The 17,737-nt window shown below is 70.1% G+C and carries 14 protein-coding genes; 5 read left to right on the top strand and 9 right to left on the bottom strand.

All coding sequences use genetic code 11. The features are described from left to right. Positions 1–132 precede the first annotated feature (132 nt). Positions 133–1,386, top strand: a complete 1,254-nt coding sequence (locus AC1DWR_RS17895) for an LCP family protein (protein WP_477614951.1) — start codon at positions 133–135, stop codon at positions 1,384–1,386. Positions 1,387–1,411: 25 nt separating this feature from the next. Here AC1DWR_RS17895 and AC1DWR_RS17890 read toward each other — a convergent pair whose 3' ends face one another. The 8 genes from AC1DWR_RS17890 to AC1DWR_RS17855 form a co-directional block, all read right to left on the bottom strand. Next, a complete protein-coding gene (locus tag AC1DWR_RS17890) occupies positions 1,412–4,915 on the bottom strand; it encodes a CSLREA domain-containing protein (protein ID WP_477614950.1) in 3,504 nt (1,167 codons plus the stop codon). A 207-nt stretch (positions 4,916–5,122) separates the two neighbouring features. Beyond that, positions 5,123–6,289, bottom strand: coding sequence for an acyl-CoA dehydrogenase family protein (locus AC1DWR_RS17885; protein ID WP_477614949.1), 1,167 nt, complete (start codon positions 6,287–6,289; stop codon positions 5,123–5,125). A gap of 127 nt (positions 6,290–6,416) precedes the next feature. Continuing rightward, a complete protein-coding gene (locus AC1DWR_RS17880) occupies positions 6,417–7,598 on the bottom strand; it encodes an aminotransferase class I/II-fold pyridoxal phosphate-dependent enzyme (RefSeq protein ID WP_477614948.1) in 1,182 nt (393 codons plus the stop codon). Then, positions 7,595–8,635 carry an SDR family NAD(P)-dependent oxidoreductase gene (locus tag AC1DWR_RS17875; RefSeq protein WP_477614947.1) on the bottom strand — a complete coding sequence of 347 codons (1,041 nt, stop codon included), beginning with the start codon at positions 8,633–8,635 and terminating at the stop codon, positions 7,595–7,597. Before AC1DWR_RS17875 ends, AC1DWR_RS17880 begins: the two co-directional genes overlap by 4 nt. Further along, positions 8,632–9,690: a nucleotidyltransferase family protein gene (locus AC1DWR_RS17870; protein WP_477614946.1), complete on the bottom strand. Its 1,059-nt coding sequence runs from the start codon at positions 9,688–9,690 to the stop codon at positions 8,632–8,634. The genes AC1DWR_RS17875 and AC1DWR_RS17870 overlap by 4 nt, the downstream gene beginning before the upstream one ends. Beyond that, the gene (neuC, locus tag AC1DWR_RS17865; RefSeq protein ID WP_477614945.1) at positions 9,687–10,886 is read right to left on the bottom strand and encodes a UDP-N-acetylglucosamine 2-epimerase; all 1,200 of its coding nucleotides are present in this window, start codon (positions 10,884–10,886) and stop codon (positions 9,687–9,689) included. The genes AC1DWR_RS17870 and neuC overlap by 4 nt, the downstream gene beginning before the upstream one ends. Then, entirely contained in the window at positions 10,883–11,932 is a 1,050-nt protein-coding gene (locus AC1DWR_RS17860; RefSeq protein ID WP_477614944.1) for an N-acetylneuraminate synthase family protein, read from the bottom strand. The genes neuC and AC1DWR_RS17860 overlap by 4 nt, the downstream gene beginning before the upstream one ends. A 23-nt stretch (positions 11,933–11,955) precedes the next feature. Continuing rightward, positions 11,956–12,606 carry a NeuD/PglB/VioB family sugar acetyltransferase gene (locus tag AC1DWR_RS17855; RefSeq protein ID WP_477614943.1) on the bottom strand — a complete coding sequence of 217 codons (651 nt, stop codon included), beginning with the start codon at positions 12,604–12,606 and terminating at the stop codon, positions 11,956–11,958. 132 nt (positions 12,607–12,738) lie between these two features. Here AC1DWR_RS17855 and AC1DWR_RS17850 point away from each other — a divergent pair, with 132 nt between their 5' ends. From AC1DWR_RS17850 to AC1DWR_RS17835, 4 genes are read left to right on the top strand one after another with little or no spacing between them, the layout of a single operon-like run. After that, complete coding sequence (locus AC1DWR_RS17850; protein WP_477614942.1) at positions 12,739–13,758, top strand: Gfo/Idh/MocA family oxidoreductase; 1,020 nt, start codon at positions 12,739–12,741, stop codon at positions 13,756–13,758. Further along, entirely contained in the window at positions 13,755–14,504 is a 750-nt protein-coding gene (locus AC1DWR_RS17845; protein WP_477614941.1) for an acylneuraminate cytidylyltransferase family protein, read from the top strand. Before AC1DWR_RS17850 ends, AC1DWR_RS17845 begins: the two co-directional genes overlap by 4 nt. Beyond that, on the top strand, positions 14,501–15,268 hold the full coding sequence (locus AC1DWR_RS17840; protein ID WP_477614940.1) for an SDR family NAD(P)-dependent oxidoreductase: 768 nt from the start codon (positions 14,501–14,503) through the stop codon (positions 15,266–15,268). The genes AC1DWR_RS17845 and AC1DWR_RS17840 overlap by 4 nt, the downstream gene beginning before the upstream one ends. Beyond that, positions 15,262–16,572 carry an acyltransferase family protein gene (locus AC1DWR_RS17835; protein ID WP_477614939.1) on the top strand — a complete coding sequence of 437 codons (1,311 nt, stop codon included), beginning with the start codon at positions 15,262–15,264 and terminating at the stop codon, positions 16,570–16,572. The genes AC1DWR_RS17840 and AC1DWR_RS17835 overlap by 7 nt, the downstream gene beginning before the upstream one ends. Positions 16,573–16,582: 10 nt before the next feature. On the opposite strand, the gene AC1DWR_RS17830 is transcribed toward AC1DWR_RS17835, so the two are convergent. Continuing rightward, positions 16,583–17,644 (bottom strand): LLM class F420-dependent oxidoreductase, encoded by a 1,062-nt coding sequence (locus tag AC1DWR_RS17830; protein ID WP_477614938.1) that lies wholly within the window; start codon positions 17,642–17,644, stop codon positions 16,583–16,585. Positions 17,645–17,737 lie beyond the last annotated feature (93 nt).

Here is a 17,737-nt window from a genome sequence, read left to right as displayed (position 1 = left end):
GAATTCTGTGACGCGTGGGATTCCAGAGTGTCGTGTCGCCGGGTCGTTTCGTCATGGAATTGGCTGTTCTGCGTCTAGGCAACTTTCGTGCGGCGTTTTGCCTCGACCACCCCCTCACCCCAGACTTGCCGCATGAGTGGACGCCCCCAACGCCCCGACGACGCACGCCCCATCCCCCAGGGTGGCGGTGGCAGCGGCGCCGACGCCGGGGGGCTGTCGGACGGCGAGGGGACGCCCGAGGGCGAAGGGGTCTACACCGTCGACGTGCGTGGCCGACGGCGCGACAAGGCCGCCCGCGCGGCCGAGTCGGCTCCCCCGGCCTCGGTCGCCGCTGCCGGGTCCGGCCGTGGCTCGTCGGCGACACCTGCAGGCCCGGGGTATGACGAGACGTCACCCCCTCGGCGCCGGCGCAGGTTCCCGATCGTGCGGGTCGTCCTACTGCTGGTCGTGGCGTGGGTGGCGTTCATGGTCTTCACGCCGCTGCACGCGTGGAACTCGGTGACCAAGGTCGACACCACGCCCGCCGGCAAGCGACCCCCGGAGAGCAAGGGATTCACCTACCTGCTCGTGGGGTCGGACAGTCGCGAGGGGCTCACCGCGGCCCAGCGCAAGGAGTACGCCACCGGCAACGCCGCGGGCCGTCGGACCGACTCGATCATCCTCGTGCACGTCTCCCAGAGTGGTGGCAAGCCCGCCCTCATCTCGATCCCGCGCGACTCCTACGTGCCGATCCCCGGGCACGGCAGCAACAAGATCAACGCAGCCTTCGCCTTCGGCGGGCCGAACCTCCTGGTCCAGACCGTGGAGCAGGTCACCGACCTGCACATCGACGGGTACGTCGAGATCGGGTTCGCCGGCTTCGCCTCGGTCGTCGACAGCGTCGACGGCGTCAACATCTGCGTGCCGTTCCGCATGAACGACAAGAAGGCCGGCATCAACCTGAAGAAGGGGTGCCAGGTCCTCGACGGCAAGAACGCCCTCGGCTTCGTCCGCGCGCGCTACTCCGACCCGCGCGGCGACATCGGTCGCGCGGAGCGGCAGCGCCAGTTCCTCGCCGCCATCATGAAGAAGGCCGCCACCCCCTCCACCGTGCTCGTCCCGACGCGCTACTGGGGGTTCACCCACGCCGCAGCCAAGGGTCTCATCGTCGGTGAGGACACCTCGATGCGTGACGCCAGCCGCGTGCTGCTCGCCATGCGGGCCGTCTCCAACGACCAGGGCCTCAGCCTCGTGGTCCCGATCCAGAGCGTGAACTACCAGACGTCGGCCGGGAGCTCGGTCAAGTGGAACTCCGAGCGCGCCAAGGCGCTGTTCACCATGCTCCGCAACGACGAGCCCCTCGAGGCGCCCCCGGCCGGCACCGACGGCAAGCCCTCCGGCGGCTGACCGCCGAGGTATGGCCCTCCCCGCCTCAGTGGACGGTGATGTTGCCGCCCTTGAGCGTCTGACTCCCCGTGGAGAAGACCGGATGTGCAGGATCTGCCACTCGATAGACGACGATTGAGATGGTGTCGCCCTTCTTGGCGCCCGAGGATCCGTTGTCCACCACGGTGACGGTGTATCCGTAGCCGGTCACACCGTTCCACCGTCCGGTACCCGTCCAGCGAACTGAGGCGGCTGACAGCACGGTCGCCGTCGCGGGGCCAGATCCGTGGAACGTGTCCTTGTCTGCCGTACGCGCCTGGAACTGGCTGGTCAAGGCGCCTCCCGCTTGCGGGATGAGGTTGAACCCGAAGGAGGTGCGCCCGATTCCGGTGCTGACCCAGCCGCCACCTGTCACCTTCGCTCTTGCCTGCTCGACCGTGAACACCGCGTCGCGGGCGGTGCGGCAGGAGTTGTAGAACTCGTCCCCGGCGAAGGTGACGCCCACGCCATAGACGTTGGCAGGCAGGGCAACGGTTCGCGACGCGACCCCCTGCGCATCAGTGGCAGCGGCGTACACGGTGGTCGCGGACGCCGAGTCGAGAACGACGAACTCGACGGCATGTCCTGACCAGTCGCCGGGGGTGGTGTCGCTCTCCCCGAACTGGGCGCGCAGCGTCGTCGACGCCAGCGGGCTCACGAGCAGGTCACCGGTGTAGCTCAAGGTGCAGTCCTCTCGCAGCACCGTGACGGGATCCGTGTCGGTCGCCTCCCCGTATGCCGTGTCGCCGGCGAAGTGGGTGGTCACGGTTCGCTGGCCCGGTGTGGCCGTCACGGCGAACGGCGTCGACGAGGCAGTGCCATCGGCCGCCGTGGGGCCACCGGTCACGGTGGGCATCGCGCCCAGCGTGAAGGACAGGGTCTTCCCTGCGATCGGTGACGCAGGGGTGCCGCCGGTCACCAGCCGTCCGCTGAGCGTGAGGGGATCGGAGTAGGTGGCGGTGGCAGGTCCTGTGTAGGTGACCACCGTGTTCGCCGGCTGCACGATCAGGCTGGTGTCGGCGGACGTGGCGCAGGGTAGGTAGTAGTCGTCACCCGCAAAGCTCACCCCCACACGACGCGCGTCGGGCGGGAGCTGGACCCGTGTGCTGGCCAAACCTGCGTCGGTGGTCGTGGCCGTGTAGTGCGAGGTGTTCCCGCTGGAGCCGACGACCGCGAAGTCGAGCACGTGTCCGGACCAGTCACCGGGGTTGGTGTCGCTCTCGCCGAACTGGGCGCTCAGCGTGCTCGTTGTTCCGGTGGTCGCCGACGTGTCGCCCGTGTAGGCGAGGGTGCAGCTCTCCTTCGCGACGGTCACGGGATCCGTGTCAGTCGCGGGGTTGTAGACGTCGTCGCCGGCGAACTCGGTCGTGACGGTGGTTGGGCCTGGTTTGAGAGTCACGGTGAGTGCGGCGGCGCTGGCGGTGCCCGCGGCACTGGTGGGCCCGGCCGTCACCGTGGACAGGCTCCCCAGCGTGAGCGAGAGGGTTTTGCCAGAGATCGGCGCCGGCGGCTCCGCCACCGTCTCGAGTCGGCCGCTCAGGGTGGCGGGGTCCGAGTAGGTCACGGTGGTGGGCCCCGTGTAGGACACCCTCGCCCCAGGCAACGGGGCGCCGCACCGGGACAGCTCGGAGGTGCTTGCGTTCGCGTTCGTGGCGGAGGCGGCAAGAGTGTGTCCATCGGCTACGGGCGGCGTCACGGTGAAACTGAAGGACGCCACTCCCGGCGTGCTGCTTCCTGACCCCGAAGTCGTGACAGCCTGCGTGGCCACGAACTTCTCTGCCTCGCCGTACCCGGTCTCGTCACATGCCCCGTTCTCGTACAGATCGATGTCGAACCGCTCGCCCGGCGTGCTGCGCAGTCGACCGCTGACCACGGTCGCCGTGTCCGTCGTCGTCGCCGCGAGGATCTCCGGAGCGTTCTGGAGGTCGTTGGCGCCCGCGTCGGCGTCGAGGTCGTCGATGCCATCCGGCGCACCCAGTGCGGCCTCGCTCGGCAGGTCGATCCCCAGCGCGGGCGAGCCTTGCGTGCCGTTGTCGTGCACCGAGTTGTATCGGATCGTGACGCCGCGTGGCAGCGGCAACCCGGGAATCTCTGGGCGATGTGCGATCGCGATGCCGCCCCGGCCGTTGAAGGCGACCGTGTTGCCATCCCCGGCCGCGCCGCCGACGACGTGGGCGCCGCCCTCGAAGTCGTCCGAGACCAAGACACCGAAGCCTCCGTTGCCCAGCGCAGTTCCGTCCGTGCCGACGCCAATCCAGTTCCGGAGGACACGATGTCCTGGACCGGCATTCGTTCCGATCACGAGTCCGTTGCCCGAGTTGCCAGCAATCACGTTGTCCTCCACCAGGCTGCCGGTGTCCACCATCGTGACTCCGTCGGCATTCGGGATGGCGACCGTTCCGGTGACATCGGTTCCCACGAGGTTGTGGCTCACCACGGTGGAGCCCTCCGCCCCTGTCGCCGGGTTCGAGGACACGTGGATCCCGAAACCTCCCGAGACGACGTTCCCGGAACCTGCCCCACCGATCAGGATGCCCTCCGACTGAACGTCGATTCCTCCGTTTCCCGCGCGCACACTCCCGGTCCAGTCCACCCCGATCAGGTTGCCTTGGACTTTGGTTCCCGCCGTGTCCAGCAGGAGCAGTCCCACGCCCGAGCTGCCGCCGGAGATGACGTTGGGCGCTGCGCTGGTGCCTACCTGGCTGCCGCTGGCCTGCTGCAGCCTGATTCCGGCGCCGCCGCTTCGCGGAGTGAGGCCGTCGGCGAGAACGCCGATGTGGTTGCCCAGCACCTCGACCCCCGGTGTGGCGATGCCGTCAACCTCCGCAAAGGGGTGCCCGGCGATGACATTGCCCTCGCCCTGTGCGAGATCGCCTCCCACCCGCACGCCCTCAACGTGGTCCAGTAGGACCCCGCTGCTCGTGGGCGCGAAGGGACGCTGGACGACAGCCGTGCCTGCAGCGTTCGTCCCGATGAAGTCCCCCTCGACCACGAGGCCGTCGCCACGTCCCGAGATGTTGCGGATCCCCGCGAAGAACTCATGCACCGCAAGCCCTCGAATGATGGTGCCCGATCCCCCCACCACCAAGCCATCGCAGGGGTTTCCGGTTGGGTTGCACTCTGCACCACTGAGCTCCACGCGCCGGGGCGCCCACGGGGCCGGCAGGCCGGCATCTATGGTCACCTGGTCGGTGAGTACAGGCAGCACGCTCGTCGGGGCGATGACGTGAGGCTCCGCGCCGGCAATCGCGAAGCTGATGACGTCGGTCCCCCCGTCGACATTGGAATGGGCGTTCGCTGCGAGGATGGCTGCCCTCAGGGTGCACTCGCCCGTTCCGGCGGAGCAGTTGTCGACGGTCAGGGGGTCGCCGCCATCACCCGTCGATGTCACCACGAAGGTGCCATCGGCAGCCGTGCTCCAGGCCGGTGGCGCCAGCGCGAGACCCGCAGTGCAGCCGACGACGGCGACCGCCAGGCGAGCGATCAGCCTGGTAGGGAAAGTTCCAGGCATGATCTGCCTCCAACCAGCGGTTCAGCACGTAGTGGTTGCCTGCGCGACCCCGTGCAGGCGTGCTCGACAACGCTAGTGGGGCGCGCGCCGATGCTCATCCGTCGCCCGGCCTATGCCAGATGTCGAAGAACGTGCGCCGAATCGCGTAGCGCCAACGTCGTACGGCAGCGCGGACCTGGCAACCGCCCTGAGGCGGTTCAGCCGTCCCTACCTGAGGAGCTGGCGGGCCATCACGACGCGCTGGATCTGGTTGGTGCCTTCGTAGATCTGGGTGATCTTCGCGTCGCGCATCATCCGCTCGAGCGGGAAGTCGCGGACGTAGCCCGCCCCACCGAGCAGCTGGACGGCGTCGGTGGTGACCTGCATCGCGACGTCCGAGGCGTAGCACTTGGCGGCCGCCCCGAAGAACGGAAGGTCCTTGTCACCCCGCTCGGACTTGGCCGCCGCGACGTAGACCATCTGCCGCGCGGCCTCGACGGCCATCGCCATGTCGGCGAGCATGAACTGGATGCCCTGGAACTCGGCGATGTGCTTGCCGAACTGCTTGCGCTCCTTGACGTAGCCGACCGCGAAGTCCAGTGCGCCCTGGGCGATCCCGACGGCCTGCGCACCGATGGTGACGCGGGTGTGGTCGAGGGTCGCCAGCGCGATCTTGAGGCCCTCACCCTCGGCGCCCACGATCCGGTCGCCGGGGATACGGACGTTGTCGAAGTGCAGCTCGCGGGTCGGGGACCCCTTGATGCCGAGCTTGCGCTCCTTCTCACCGAACGTGAAGCCCTCGTCGGACTTCTCCAAGACGAACGCCGTGACGTTGTTGCCGCGCTTGCCGTCGGGGTCGGTGACAGCCAGGACGGTGTAGTACTCGGAGACGCCGGCATTGGTGATCCAGGACTTCTGCCCGTTGACGATCCAGTCGTCACCGTCCCGCCGCGCGCGCGTCTTCATGGCCGCGGTGTCCGAGCCGGCCTCGCGCTCGGACAGCCCGTACGAGAACGTCGTCCTCCCCTCCGCGAGGGGCGTGAGGTAGCGCCTCTTCACTTCGTCGTTCGCCGCGATGATCAACGGCATCGTGCCGAGCTTGTTGACGGCCGGGATGAGCGAGGCGGAGGCGTCGACCCTGGCGACCTCCTCGATGACGATGCAGGTCGCGAGGGCGTCGGCGCCCACGCCGCCGTACTCCTCGGCGATGTGGGGCGCGAAGAAGTCCGAGGCCACCAGGGCGTCGTGCGCCTCCTGGGGGTACCGCGCCTCTTCGTCCACGGCCGCGGCATACGGAGCGATCTTGTCCTCCGCGACGGCGCGCACTGCCTCGCGCAGGGCCTCGTGGTCCTCGGAGATCTTGAACAGGTCGAAGGCGTCGTTACCGGTGCTCACGGGCCTCAGGTTACCCGTTGGTATGCCGTGACGTCCCCGCCCCTGCGTGTGTCACCGGACACCTCGCTGACCTGGAGACCCGAGGTCCAGGGGCACGTGCGGGGAGTCGCGAGCCGCGGTGCCCGCGTCAGCCGAAGTAGGCGAGGACCGCGTCGATGACCCGCTGCTGGTCGGCCACGGTCAGCTCGGTCGCGCAGGGCAGCGACACGCCCCGGGTGAACAGGCTCGTGCCCACCTCTCCCCCGATGACGGCCAGGTCGGCGAACGGCGGCTGCAGGTGCAGCGGTCGCCAGAGCGCTCGCGCGCCCACACCGTGGTCGTTCAAGTGGGCCAGGAAGGCGTCCCGACCGTCCGCCTCAGGCGTCAGGACCGAGTAGAGCCAGTAGGTGGGGTCGTATCCCTCGAGCCGCGGAGGCAGGACGAGCGGGGTGTCCCGCAGCGCCTCGTCGTAGCGCGCAGCGATCTCGTGCTTGCGGGACACGAACTCGTCCAGGCGCTCGAGCTGGGCCAGCCCGAGGCCGGCGGCGATGTTCGTGAGCCGGTAGTTGTACCCCACCTCGTCGTGGAGGTAGCCGACGTCCGGGACCTTGGCCTGGGTGGTCAGGTGCCGGGCCCGGCGGGCCAGCTCCTCGTCGTCGGTGACGAGCATCCCGCCGCCGCCCGTCGTGGCGATCTTGTTGCCGTTGAAGGAGAACGCACCGACGCGGCCCACGCTGCCGGTGTGCTTGCCCGCCAACCGTCCGGTCCCGGCATAGGAGGCGCCGAGCGACTCGGCCGCGTCCTCGAGGATCGGCACGCCGTAGCGCTCACAGATCGGGGCGATGGCCTCGAGGTCAGCCGGCTGGCCCAGGACGTGGACCACCTCGACTGCCTTGGGCATCGGCTCGCCGGCCTGCTGGCGGCGCTCCAGCTCGCCCTCGAGCAGGGCCGGGTCCATGTTCCAGGTGTCGGTCTCGGAGTCGATGAAGACGGCCGTGGCGCCGGTGTAGGCGATGGGGTTGACCGAGCCCACGAAGGTGAAGTCCGAACAGAAGACCTCGTCGCCCGGGCCCACGTCGAGCAGCAGCAGGGCGATGTGGATGGCTGCGGTTCCGGTCGAGCAGGCAACCGCGAACCGGCTGCCGACCCGCTCGGCGAACCGCTGTTCGAACTCGTTGACGAAGGGACCGACCGACGAGACGAAACCCGACTCGACCGCCTTGAGCACGTACTGACGCTCCAGGGCTCCGATGTTGGGAACGGCGAGGGGGATGGTGCCCTCCGGGCCACGCGCGCCCGGTGCGTGCGCCTCTCCGGCGGGGATGCTCATCGGTGGTAGCGCCCAGCGGTCTCCGCGTCGACCCGTGGCCGCAGCCACTCCGCGGTCAGGGACAGACCCTCCTCGAGCGAGACGGTGGGGGCCCACCCGAAGGTGGCGTGCGCGTTCGACGGGTCGGACAGCAGGATCTCGACCTCGGAGCCGTCGGGGCGGAGCCGGGCCTCGTCGGTGACGATCTCGGCGGTGGATCCCGTGACCTTCTTGCAGAGGTCGACGACCTCGCCGACCGACACGGTGCGGCCAGTGCCCAGCTGCACCGTGGTGCCGGGGGCGACGTCTGCGAGGGCCGCCCGCACGAAGCCGTCAGCCGTGTCCGTGACGTAGGTGAAGTCCCGCTTGGGCGAGACGGCGCCGAGCTTGACCTGGGTGGCACCGGCAAGCAGCTGGGACAGCACGGTGGGGATGACCGCCCGGAAGGACTGGCGGGGCCCGAAGGTGTTGAACGGTCGCAGCGTGGTGACGGGGGTGTCGAAAGAGAGCGCGTAGGACTCGCACATCTTGTCGGCACCGATCTTGGTGGCCGAGTAGGGCGACTGACCGCGCAACGGGTGGGCCTCGGTGATCGGCACCTCCTCGGGCGTGCCGTAGACCTCCGAGGTCGACGTGTTGACCATGCGTGGGGTGCCGTGGCGGCGCACGGCCTCGAGGACGTTCAGCGTGCCGATGATGTTGGTCTCGACGTAGGACCGCGGCGCGACGTAGGAGAAGGGGATGGCGATGAGGGCCGCGAGGTGCAGCACCGCGTCGGCTCCGTCGACGGAGGCGAGCACGTGCTCCGGGTCGCGGATGTCTCCGAGGATGACCTCCGCCTGGCCGTCACGCACCGCCTGCTTGAACGGTTCGGACTCGTCGAGCCAACCCGTCGAACCGTTGGAGTTGTACAGGCAGAATGCGCGGACGTGTGCCCCGTCGGCCACGAGGCGCTCGACCAGGTGGCTGCCGATGAAGCCGTCGGAGCCCGTCACCAGCACGGTCTTGCCCTTCAGGCTGCCCTGCATGGCCTGGGGGGTGAGCTCAGCGTCGGTCACGCCTGTCCTTTCGCGCGGGCCAGGTCCACGGGGGTGCCCACATCGATCCAGTCGGAGGAAATCGTCCATGCGGCGACACGGTGGCCGCGGTCCAGACACTGCTGGACCAGTCCCGGCATCGTACTGGCCTGCCCCTCGGGGAGCAGAGCCAGCGCTGCGGGCTCCACGGCATACACGGCCGCGTTGATGTTGAAGCGGATCGTCGGCTTCTCGGTGACGGCGGTCACGAGGTGCTGGTCGTCGCTCTCGACGACCCCGAAGGGCACCTCGTGCTGGTAGCTGCGGACGCCCATCGTGAGCTGGGCTCCGCGCCGCCGGTGGAACTCGAGCAGCTGGCTCGTGTCGAACTCGACCATGAGGTCGCCGTTCATGACGATGACCGGGTCGGCGAGGTCGCCCCGCTCCTGGCGCAGCAGCGTGAGCGAACCCGCCGTGCCCAGGGGGTGGTCCGGGTCCTCACGGAGGTAGCGCACGGTGCACCCGAGCCTGGTGCCGTCGCCGAGGTGCTCTTCGATCTGGTCGGCGAGGTGGTTGACGCTGACGTAGACCTCGCGGATGCCGTCGCCGACGAGGTTGAGGACGATCCACTCGATGATCGACCGGCCGGCCACCGTCATCAGGGGCTTCGGGGTGTTCTTGGTGAGGTCGCCGAGCCGGGTGCCCTTGCCGCCGGCCATGATGACGGCGACGTTGGGCAGGGGGTCGGCGCCCACGACGTCCGAGAGGGTGTGCAGCCCCACGACGGTGCCGTCCTCCTCCACCTCGGGGACTGCCGAGATGCGCAGGGCACGCATGAGGTCGAGCACCAGGGCGCGCGGCGAACCGGCGGCGACGGTCTGCGGGGACGTCGTGGCGTGCTGGAGCGCGGGATCGTCGAGGTGGGCCCCCCGGAGCAGTGCCCGACGGACGTCGCCGTCGGTCAGCAGCCCGGCCAGCCGGCCGTCGGGCTCGGTGAGCATGCACAACGACGAGGCCAAGGTGTCGATGACGATCGCGACGTCACGCAGGCTTGCGGTGGTCGGGGCGCACGCCTCCTGCAGCTGGCGCTGGGTCACCGGTCCTCCTCGGTCGGGATCGCCGGCACGAGGTCGACGAAAGGTTTCACGCGCGGCGAGGCCGGCGCCTGCCGCACGATATCGAGGATCCGGTCACTGGCGTCTCCCGTGCCATAGGGGTTGACCACCGCACGGGCGCGTTCGCCGAACTCCGGGCTGAGCGCGATGGCGAGGCCCGCTCCGACAGCCGTGCCGCCTTCGGCCACGTCCACGACGTTGGTGCCACGCAACCGGCCCTGCTGTCGCGCGCCGATGTTGACCGCCGGCAGGTGGGCCGCAGCGGCCTCGATGATGCCGGAGGACGAGTTGCCGACCACGACGTCGACGCTGGCCAGGACCCGGGGGAAGCGCGCCCCGAGAGCCTCGACGACGACGACCCCGGGATGGGTGTCGGCCGCCGCGAGGAGGGCGGCGATGATGTCGTCCCGGCCGGCATCCATGCCCGGGTAGGTGGCCACGACGGTGCCGAAGTGCTCGACCGTCGCTGCCAGCGCCTCAGCCGCCCAGGTCCCCACCGGCGCGCCGGCCTCGGCGGTCGGGGGGTGGTAGGTGAAGAGCGCGACCGGTCTGCGCACCGGCACGCCGAGCTCCTCGCCCAGCTCGGCATCGGAGTACGGCTCGGCGTGGGCCAGCCGGTCCAGCCCGGGCGCCCCCGTGACGTGGACGCGGTCGGCGGGCTCACCCATCTGGCGCAGCCTGGCAGCAGCATCCGCGGATGCCACGCAGTGCTGGTCGGCGAGCTTGCTGATGGCGTGCCGGACGCGCTCGTCCAAGGCACCCTCGGTCACCTCTCCGCCGTGCAGGTGCACGATCGGGATGCCCGCGAAGAAGGCCGGCGGCACGGCATACAACAGCTCCCAGCGGTCGCCGAGGACGACGAACACGTCGGGCGCGACCTCGCGCAGCATCCGCGAGGCGCCGGACGCCAACCGCGGGCCGTGCTCGAGCATCGCGTCGACGGTGATCGCCACGATCGGCTCGGCCAGCTCGTGGACGGCGTCGCGCCACCCGCCCTCCCGGTCGGTGGCCGGAAGTGCGGCGGCCAGCTCGTCGCCGCCGTAGGCGACGCCCGTGAACAGGTGCAGGTCGATGTCTGGCGCCTCGGCGAGGACCGTGATGACGGGCGACAGAGGTCCGAGGTCTGCGCGCGTGCCCACGAACACAGCCACGCGCAGCGGGTGCCCCGCGGCGGTCATCGGGCCCCTGCGGGCGACAGGTCGTCCTCGCCGATGGGAGCGCCGGCCTGCACCGATCGACCGAGGCCACGGCCTCGGATGTCGACAGCGGGGCTCACGCCCCCCTCGGGTCGCAGCAGCAGCAGGTGCTCGTCGCCGAGGACGGTGCCCTCCGGCAGGTCGGCTGCCGCGTGCCAGCTGCGCCGGACGAGCGCCGCGTTCTCCTCCTCGGACGGCATCCGCCGCTTGACACCGTCACCGAGCCCGAGAGCCAGCACCTTGGTCTGGCTCACGTAGGCGGTCAGCTCCGCCGGCTCGAGCGAGGCGCGGTGGTCCGGGCCGGGCAGGGTGCGGTCGGTCGTGTAGTGCTTCTCGAGGATGCTCGCCCCGAGGGCAACGGCACCCAGTGCCGTGGTCAGACCGGGCGTGTGGTCGGACCAACCCACGGGTATGCCGTGTGCCTCCTGCATCGCGGGGATGGCCCGGAGGTTGCACTCCTCGATCGGCGCGGGATAGGCCGACACGCAGTGGAAGAGGATCAGGCCCGGCGCCTGCTCGCAGGCGCTCACGGCATCGGCCACCTCCTGCGCCGTGCCCATGCCCGTCGAGACGAGCAGGGTCACCCCGAGCGAGGCGAGGGCGCGCAGGTAGGGGATGTTGGTGAGCTCGCCCGACGACACCTTCAGGGCGGGCAGGCCGAGGCCGACCAGCATCTCCGCACTGGCCGTGTCGAACGGCGTGCTGAGGAAGGTGATGCTGCGTTCGGCAGCATGCGACTGGAGCTCCGCCCACGCCGTGTGCGGCAGGGTGAGCGCCTGCAGCAGCGAACGCTGGTCCTGGGCTCCCCCGCGGGCGCGCTGGTAGGGCGTCGACGACGCGGTGCTGGACACGAGCATGGCGGGGTCGAAGGTCTGGAACTTGACCGCGTCCGCGCCGGACTCGGCCGCGACGTCGACCAGCTCGTGGGCCAGCTGCAGGTCGCCGTTGTGGTTGACCCCAGCCTCGGCGATGACGAAGACGTCTCCTGCCGTGGGGATGGTTCGGCCTGCGATCTCGGCAGTGCGCATGTGCCCTCTCCTCGTGGTCGTGGTCAGCCGGGGCTCAAGCGGTCGGCCGTCGAGCCGAGCTCGACGGCCGGGACGCCGACGACCGTCCGCCCGGCCGCCACATTGTCCCGCACGACGGCACCGGCGCCCACCACCGCACCCGCACCGACGGTGCGGCCAGGCAGGATGCGCGCACCCGAACCGACCATGGCACCGGCTCCGACGCGTGCCGCTCCGAGCAGCACGGCCCCGGGCGCGATGTGGGCAGCATCCCCGATGACGCAGTCGTGCTCGACCACCGCGGCTGTGTTGACGACGACACCGCGGCCGACCCGCGTCAACGGTCCGACGTGCGCATGCTCGTGGATGACGCACGCAATGCCGACCTCGGCATCACGCGCGATCGACGCTGTCAGCGCGAGCACCGGGGGCACGGACACCTCAGCGTGCACCAAGAGCTCGATGAGGGCAGCGCGGGCGGCGTTGGCACCGACTCCCAGCGCGACCCGGTGCCCCTCCTCCAGGGCCATGGCCACGGCGGCGTCGTCATCAGCGAGCACCGGAACCGACCAGGGCGAGCCCTCGAGGTCTCCAGCCACGGCGACCACCAGTCCGCCCGCTCGCTCGATCACGTCGCAGACGCTGCGCGCGTGTCCACCTGCACCCAGCACGATCCATGTCGGAGGGGAGGTCATGGGGAGAAACTACCCGCCCTCCAGCCCCGGGGGGACGACCGGCGCCCCATGGTGCGTGCCGTGCGTGCCGCGACCCGACGTCATGGCACTATGACTGCTCGAGTCGTTGCAGCGAGGCGAGGAGGAGGCCCCATGACCGGCACGGTCGTCGTCAGGGGCTTGGGCTCCATCGGCCGCCGGCACGCCACCGTCCTCCGGGATCTCGGCGCCGACGTCCACGGCTGGCCGGTTCGCCCACGCGTGGGCGACCTGGACGGCACGCCGCTGCTCGACGACGTCCAGGGCGCCGAGATGAGCGGGCAGGCGGACCTGGTGGTCATCGCCACGGACACGGCCAGGCACGTCGACGACGCACTCGCCGCACTCGACGCGGGCGCCGCGCGGGTGCTGCTGGAGAAGCCGGTCGCACCGACGGCCGATGACGCTGGGCGTCTCAGGCAGCATCCGGAGGCTGAGCACCGGGTCTTCGTGGCCGCCCCCCTGCGAGCGCACCTCGGCTTCCTCGAGTTCCGCGACCGTGCCCTCGCCCTGCCTGCCCCGGCCAGCGCGCACGTCTACTCGCAGTCCTGGCTGCCCGACTGGCGGCCGGACCGCGACTACCGCCAGTCCTACTCGGCGCGGGCCGACGAGGGCGGCGTGCTGCGGGACCTGGTGCACGAGATCGACTACGCCGTCTCCGTCTTCGGCCCGCCCGCGGAGGACAGCATCCAGGCCGTCGTCGAGTGGGAAGGACCTCTTGACATCGCCGCCGAGCAGGCAGCGACGGTGCTCTGGCGGACGCCGTCCGCGACGGTGACGCTCCGGCTGGACTACACGACTCGCCCAGCTCGGCGGGGCGCCCTGGTCACCAGCGCCGACGGCAGTGTCGCCTGGGACCCGGTGACCGGTTCGGTGTCGTCCACGGCGCCGGACGGGTCGGTCGACGTGGTCGCCTTTCCCGAAGATCTCGAGCGCAACGGCGTGATGGCCCGGCAGATGCAGGCCGCGCTGGCCCTGGCCCCGACAGCAGACGCTGAGCTGCTCCTGCGCGCAGGGGCGCCCGCAACCCTCGCCGAGGGCGCCCTCGCCGTGCGCATCTGTGACGGCGCCAGAGGGTCGGCCGACCCCATCGAGACGTCGCGTCCCAGCACCCGAGGAGCGGAGTCCCCGTGAGCGCTGCACCCCGAGTCCTGGCCGTCATCCCCGCCAGAGGCGGCTCGCGCGGGCTGCCGGGCAAGAACGTCCGCCCGCTGTGCGGCATACCGCTGGTCGGCCACGCGATCCGCGCTGCCGCGATGACGCCGAGCGTCACCCGCACCATCCTGACGACCGACTCGGAGGAGATCGCCGATGTCGCGAGACGTTTCGGTGGCGACGTCCCCTTCATGCGCCCCGTCGAGCTCGCCGGTGACGACACGCCGATGGCCCCGGTGGTGACCCACGCGCTGGAGTGGGTCGAGAGGGAGGAGGGTCAGCCCTACGACGCCGTGCTGCTGCTCGACCCCACGAGCCCGGCTCGCCTGCCGCAGCAGCTCGACGCGGCCGCTGAGCTGCTCTGGAGCAACCCCGACCTGGACGGCGTGATCTCGGTGTCCGAGCCGACGTTCCAGCCGGAGTGGGTCGGAGTGCGGGAAGTGGGTGCGGAGGGAGCGCTGGAGCGCTACTTCGCCAGCGGCACCGGAGTCGTCCGACGTCAGGACGCCGGACGCTACCTTCGGATCAACGGCAACTTCTACATCTGGCGTGCCGCCTCGGCCCGTGCGCTGGAGCGCTCGTGGTTCGACAGTGGGACCTACGCCGGCATCGAGATCCCTGAGGCCCAGGCCTTCTCGATCGACGACGAGTACGAGTTCCGGCTGATCGAGGCGCTCATCGCCGCCGGGCTGATCACCTTCCCCTGGGTGGAGGAGCACGCATGACCGCCAGCCTCGCTGGACGTACCGCCGTGGTCACCGGTGGGGCCGGCCCTCTCGGCCGCGTCCTCGCGGGCGCGCTCGTGGTTGCCGGAGCAAGAGTGGTCGTCATCGACCGTGCCGGCGTCGACGAGACGGTCGCAGCGCTGGGGGATGGTCATCTCGGCGTCACCGCGGACCTGATGACCGGCGAAGGACTCACGGCCGTGGAGCACTTTGTCACCGAGCTCGGGGCCTGCGACGTCCTGGTGCACAATGCCGCCTTCACGGGAACGTCCGGGATCGCCGGGTATGCCGTGCCGTTCGACGAGCAGACCGACGAGGCCTTCGCGATGGCGACCTGGCTCAACCTCACTGTGCCGTTCTCCCTCACCCGGCGGCTGGCGCCGCTGCTCCGCGCCGGTGGGCACGGCAGCGTCATCACGGTGTCCTCGATCTACGGGCTCGTCGGGCCCAACATGGGTCTCTACGACGGCACCCGGATGGGCAACCCCGCCGCCTACGGCGCCACCAAGGGTGGGCTCGTCCAGCTCACTCGCTACCTCGCGACCGTGCTGGCGCCCGACATCCGCGTCAACGGCTTCGCCCCTGGTGGCATCGAACGCGGGCAGGACCCGCTGTTCCTCGACCGGTACAGCCGGCTCACTCCCCTCGGTCGGATGGCGACGGAGCAGGACTTCGCCGGCGTGGTGACCTGGCTCGCCGGCGACGACTCGGCCTACGTCACCGGTCAGATGGTGGCCGTCGATGGTGGGTGGACCGCGTGGTAGAACCGACCACGACCGTCGCCCACCCACACCTGCAGGCGGCGAGCAAGCACCAGCTCTTCTACTTCGACGCGGTCCGCGGCCTGACCGCACAGATGGTCGTGGTCGGGCACTCCCTCAACCTCTTCCTGCCTGCCGTCTTCATGGTCCAGCGTGCCAACGGCACCTACCGCACCACGCCCGGCATCTTCTACATGCAGAGCCTCGGCGTGCTGCTGTTCTTCGTCCTGTCCGGCTTCCTCGTCAGCCGGTCGGCGCTGACCAAGATGGCCTCACCGGGCTACACCTTCGGCGAGTTCTTCCTCGAGCGGTTCGCGCGGATCTTCGTCCCGTTCGTCCCTGCCGTCCTCCTCGTAGCCGTCGCGGACCGCCTGGTGCTGCAGGGGCGGCGAAACCCGTTCACGACGATCCCCCTCGACGTGTGGACCACCGTCACGAACCTCACGATGCTCTACAACAACCCAGTCATGCGCACGGTCGCCGAAGTCACCGGACTGCCCCTGAGGACCGGCCCGATCGGAACCGCCGACCCGTTCTGGTCGGTGGTCATCGAGTTCTGGATCTACATCACCTTCGGGCTGATCCTGCTCCGACTGGTGCGGGACCGACGAATAGGGGTCGTCGGCGTGCTTGTCCTGCTCTTCTCCGGCGCTGTCGTGGCCCAGACGCTGGTCGCGAGCGAGGGCCTCGTCCTCGCCTGGGTGGTGGGCATGGCATACGCCATCGGAGACCGGTTCGCCTGGTTCACCCACCGCCGGCTCCACCAGGTCCTGGGTGTGGTCGGGCTCTTGGCGACCCCCGTGTGCCTGCATCGCACGCACTGGAACGTCTATGACGAGTTCGTCGCGCTCGCGCTGTCGGTCGGAGTGATGTCCTTCTACTTCGGGTTCGCCCGCCCAGCGCCAGCCACGGACCCGGCCCGCCCGGCCCCAGCCACGGACCCGGCCAACCCGGCGGCAACGGCCGCGAACGCGGCAACGAGGGGTGGGGCCGGTGCAGCCGTGATGCCGGCCGGTCAGTCACGCATCCCCGCGCCCGTGCGGACGATCGTCAAGTACGTGTCGGACTACTCGTACTCGCTCTACCTGGTCCACTTCAGCCTGCTCGTGTACCTGCAGACCGTGCCCAGGGTACGCGCCCACCCCGCTGCGGCGATCGTGTTCGGCTTCGTGGTCGCGAACGTCGTCGCGTTCTGCTTCTGGTTCCTGTTCGAGCGCCACTACCCCTCGGTGCGCAGGGGCCTGCGCCGCACCCGCGTCTGGCAGACACTGTTCCCCGCGCGGCCCACCAGCGCACCCTCCGCCTGAGTCGCCGGCTTCAGCGACGACGCGGCAGGTGCCAGAGGTGGCCGTGCTCCTCACGGTCGAGCAGCTCGGGCATCACGTCGCGCTCGAACATCGCCATGCCCGTGGTGTCGTAGGCCGCCTCGGGGAAGTTGAGGATCGCGTAGGTCAGGCCGAGCTTCTCCAGGGCGCCGAGCTTCTCCACCACCTGCTCGGGGGTGCCGACCGTCGCGGCCTTGCGGTAGTCCGCGAGCAGGTGGTCGACGCGGGCCTCCGGCGTCCCCACCGAGAGGAGCCGCGCCCGCAGCGCGGCGAACCGATCCTCGACCTCGCGCTCGGTGGCGCCGATGAAGACGTTGAGGTTGCCGCTGCGGACGATCTCACCGAAGTCACGGCCCACGTCGTCGCAGTGCCCCTTGAGGATCGCGCTCTTGGCGGCAAAGCCCTCGGGGCTGGGGTCGAAGTTGGTGTAGTCGGCGTACTGGGCGGCGATGCGCAGCGTCTTCTTCTCGCCCCCGCCGGCGATCCACATGGGTATGCCGTTGTGCTTCGACCCCGGGGCCGTCGTGCCCTGGAGCGGCTGCGGGTAGCAGCGGGCGCCGTCGACCTGGAAGTGCTTGCCCTCGAACGTCGCCGTGCCGGTCGTCCACATCTGTCGGAAGATCTGGACGCCCTCGTCGAGAGCCCGCAGGCGCTCACCGGCCCGCGGGAAGCCGTAGCCGTAGGCGCGCCACTCGTGCTCGTACCAGCCCGCCCCGATGCCCATCTCGAGCCGACCCTCGGAGATGATGTCGACCGTGGCGGCCACCTTCGCGAGGTAGGCCGGGTTCCGGTAGGCCATGCACGTGCACATCTGTCCCAGGCGCACCCGTCCCGTGACGGCGGCGAAGGCGGCCATCAGGGTCCAGGCCTCGTGCGTCGCCTCCTCGCTGGGGATCGGGACGGTGTGGAAGTGGTCGAAGACCCAGATCGAGGACCAGTCCTCGTTGGCGTCGGCCCGTCGCGCCAGACCCGCCATCACGCCCCAGTGCTGACTGGGGTCGATCCCGACAAGGTCCATGCGCCAGCCCTGTGGCACGAACAGTCCGAACTTCATGGGGCCGACGTTACTGCCTCCCGCCGGCACTCCCCGTGTCTCTCGCCCGTGTCCCTCCCCTGTCCCCCTCCTTGTCACCTCCCTGTCCCCCCT

The organism is Pedococcus sp. P2_E2 (genome assembly GCF_056403955.1).
The sequence above is the reverse complement of the archived record's forward strand: the minus strand, read 5'-3'. Positions and strand labels throughout refer to the sequence as shown.

Excerpts from the sequence above, each read along its gene's own strand:
- AC1DWR_RS17895 (WP_477614951.1), top strand. The coding sequence starts at position 133 with ATGAGTGGACGCCCCCAACGCCCCGACGACGCACGCCCCATCCCCCAG.
- AC1DWR_RS17890 (WP_477614950.1), bottom strand. The coding sequence starts at position 4,915 with ATGCCTGGAACTTTCCCTACCAGGCTGATCGCTCGCCTGGCGGTCGCC.
- AC1DWR_RS17880 (WP_477614948.1), bottom strand. The coding sequence starts at position 7,598 with ATGAGCATCCCCGCCGGAGAGGCGCACGCACCGGGCGCGCGTGGCCCG.
- neuC (WP_477614945.1), bottom strand. The coding sequence starts at position 10,886 with ATGACCGCCGCGGGGCACCCGCTGCGCGTGGCTGTGTTCGTGGGCACG.
- AC1DWR_RS17860 (WP_477614944.1), bottom strand. The coding sequence starts at position 11,932 with ATGCGCACTGCCGAGATCGCAGGCCGAACCATCCCCACGGCAGGAGAC.
- AC1DWR_RS17855 (WP_477614943.1), bottom strand. The coding sequence starts at position 12,606 with ATGACCTCCCCTCCGACATGGATCGTGCTGGGTGCAGGTGGACACGCG.
- AC1DWR_RS17850 (WP_477614942.1), top strand. The coding sequence starts at position 12,739 with ATGACCGGCACGGTCGTCGTCAGGGGCTTGGGCTCCATCGGCCGCCGG.
- AC1DWR_RS17840 (WP_477614940.1), top strand. The coding sequence starts at position 14,501 with ATGACCGCCAGCCTCGCTGGACGTACCGCCGTGGTCACCGGTGGGGCC.
- AC1DWR_RS17830 (WP_477614938.1), bottom strand. The coding sequence starts at position 17,644 with ATGAAGTTCGGACTGTTCGTGCCACAGGGCTGGCGCATGGACCTTGTC.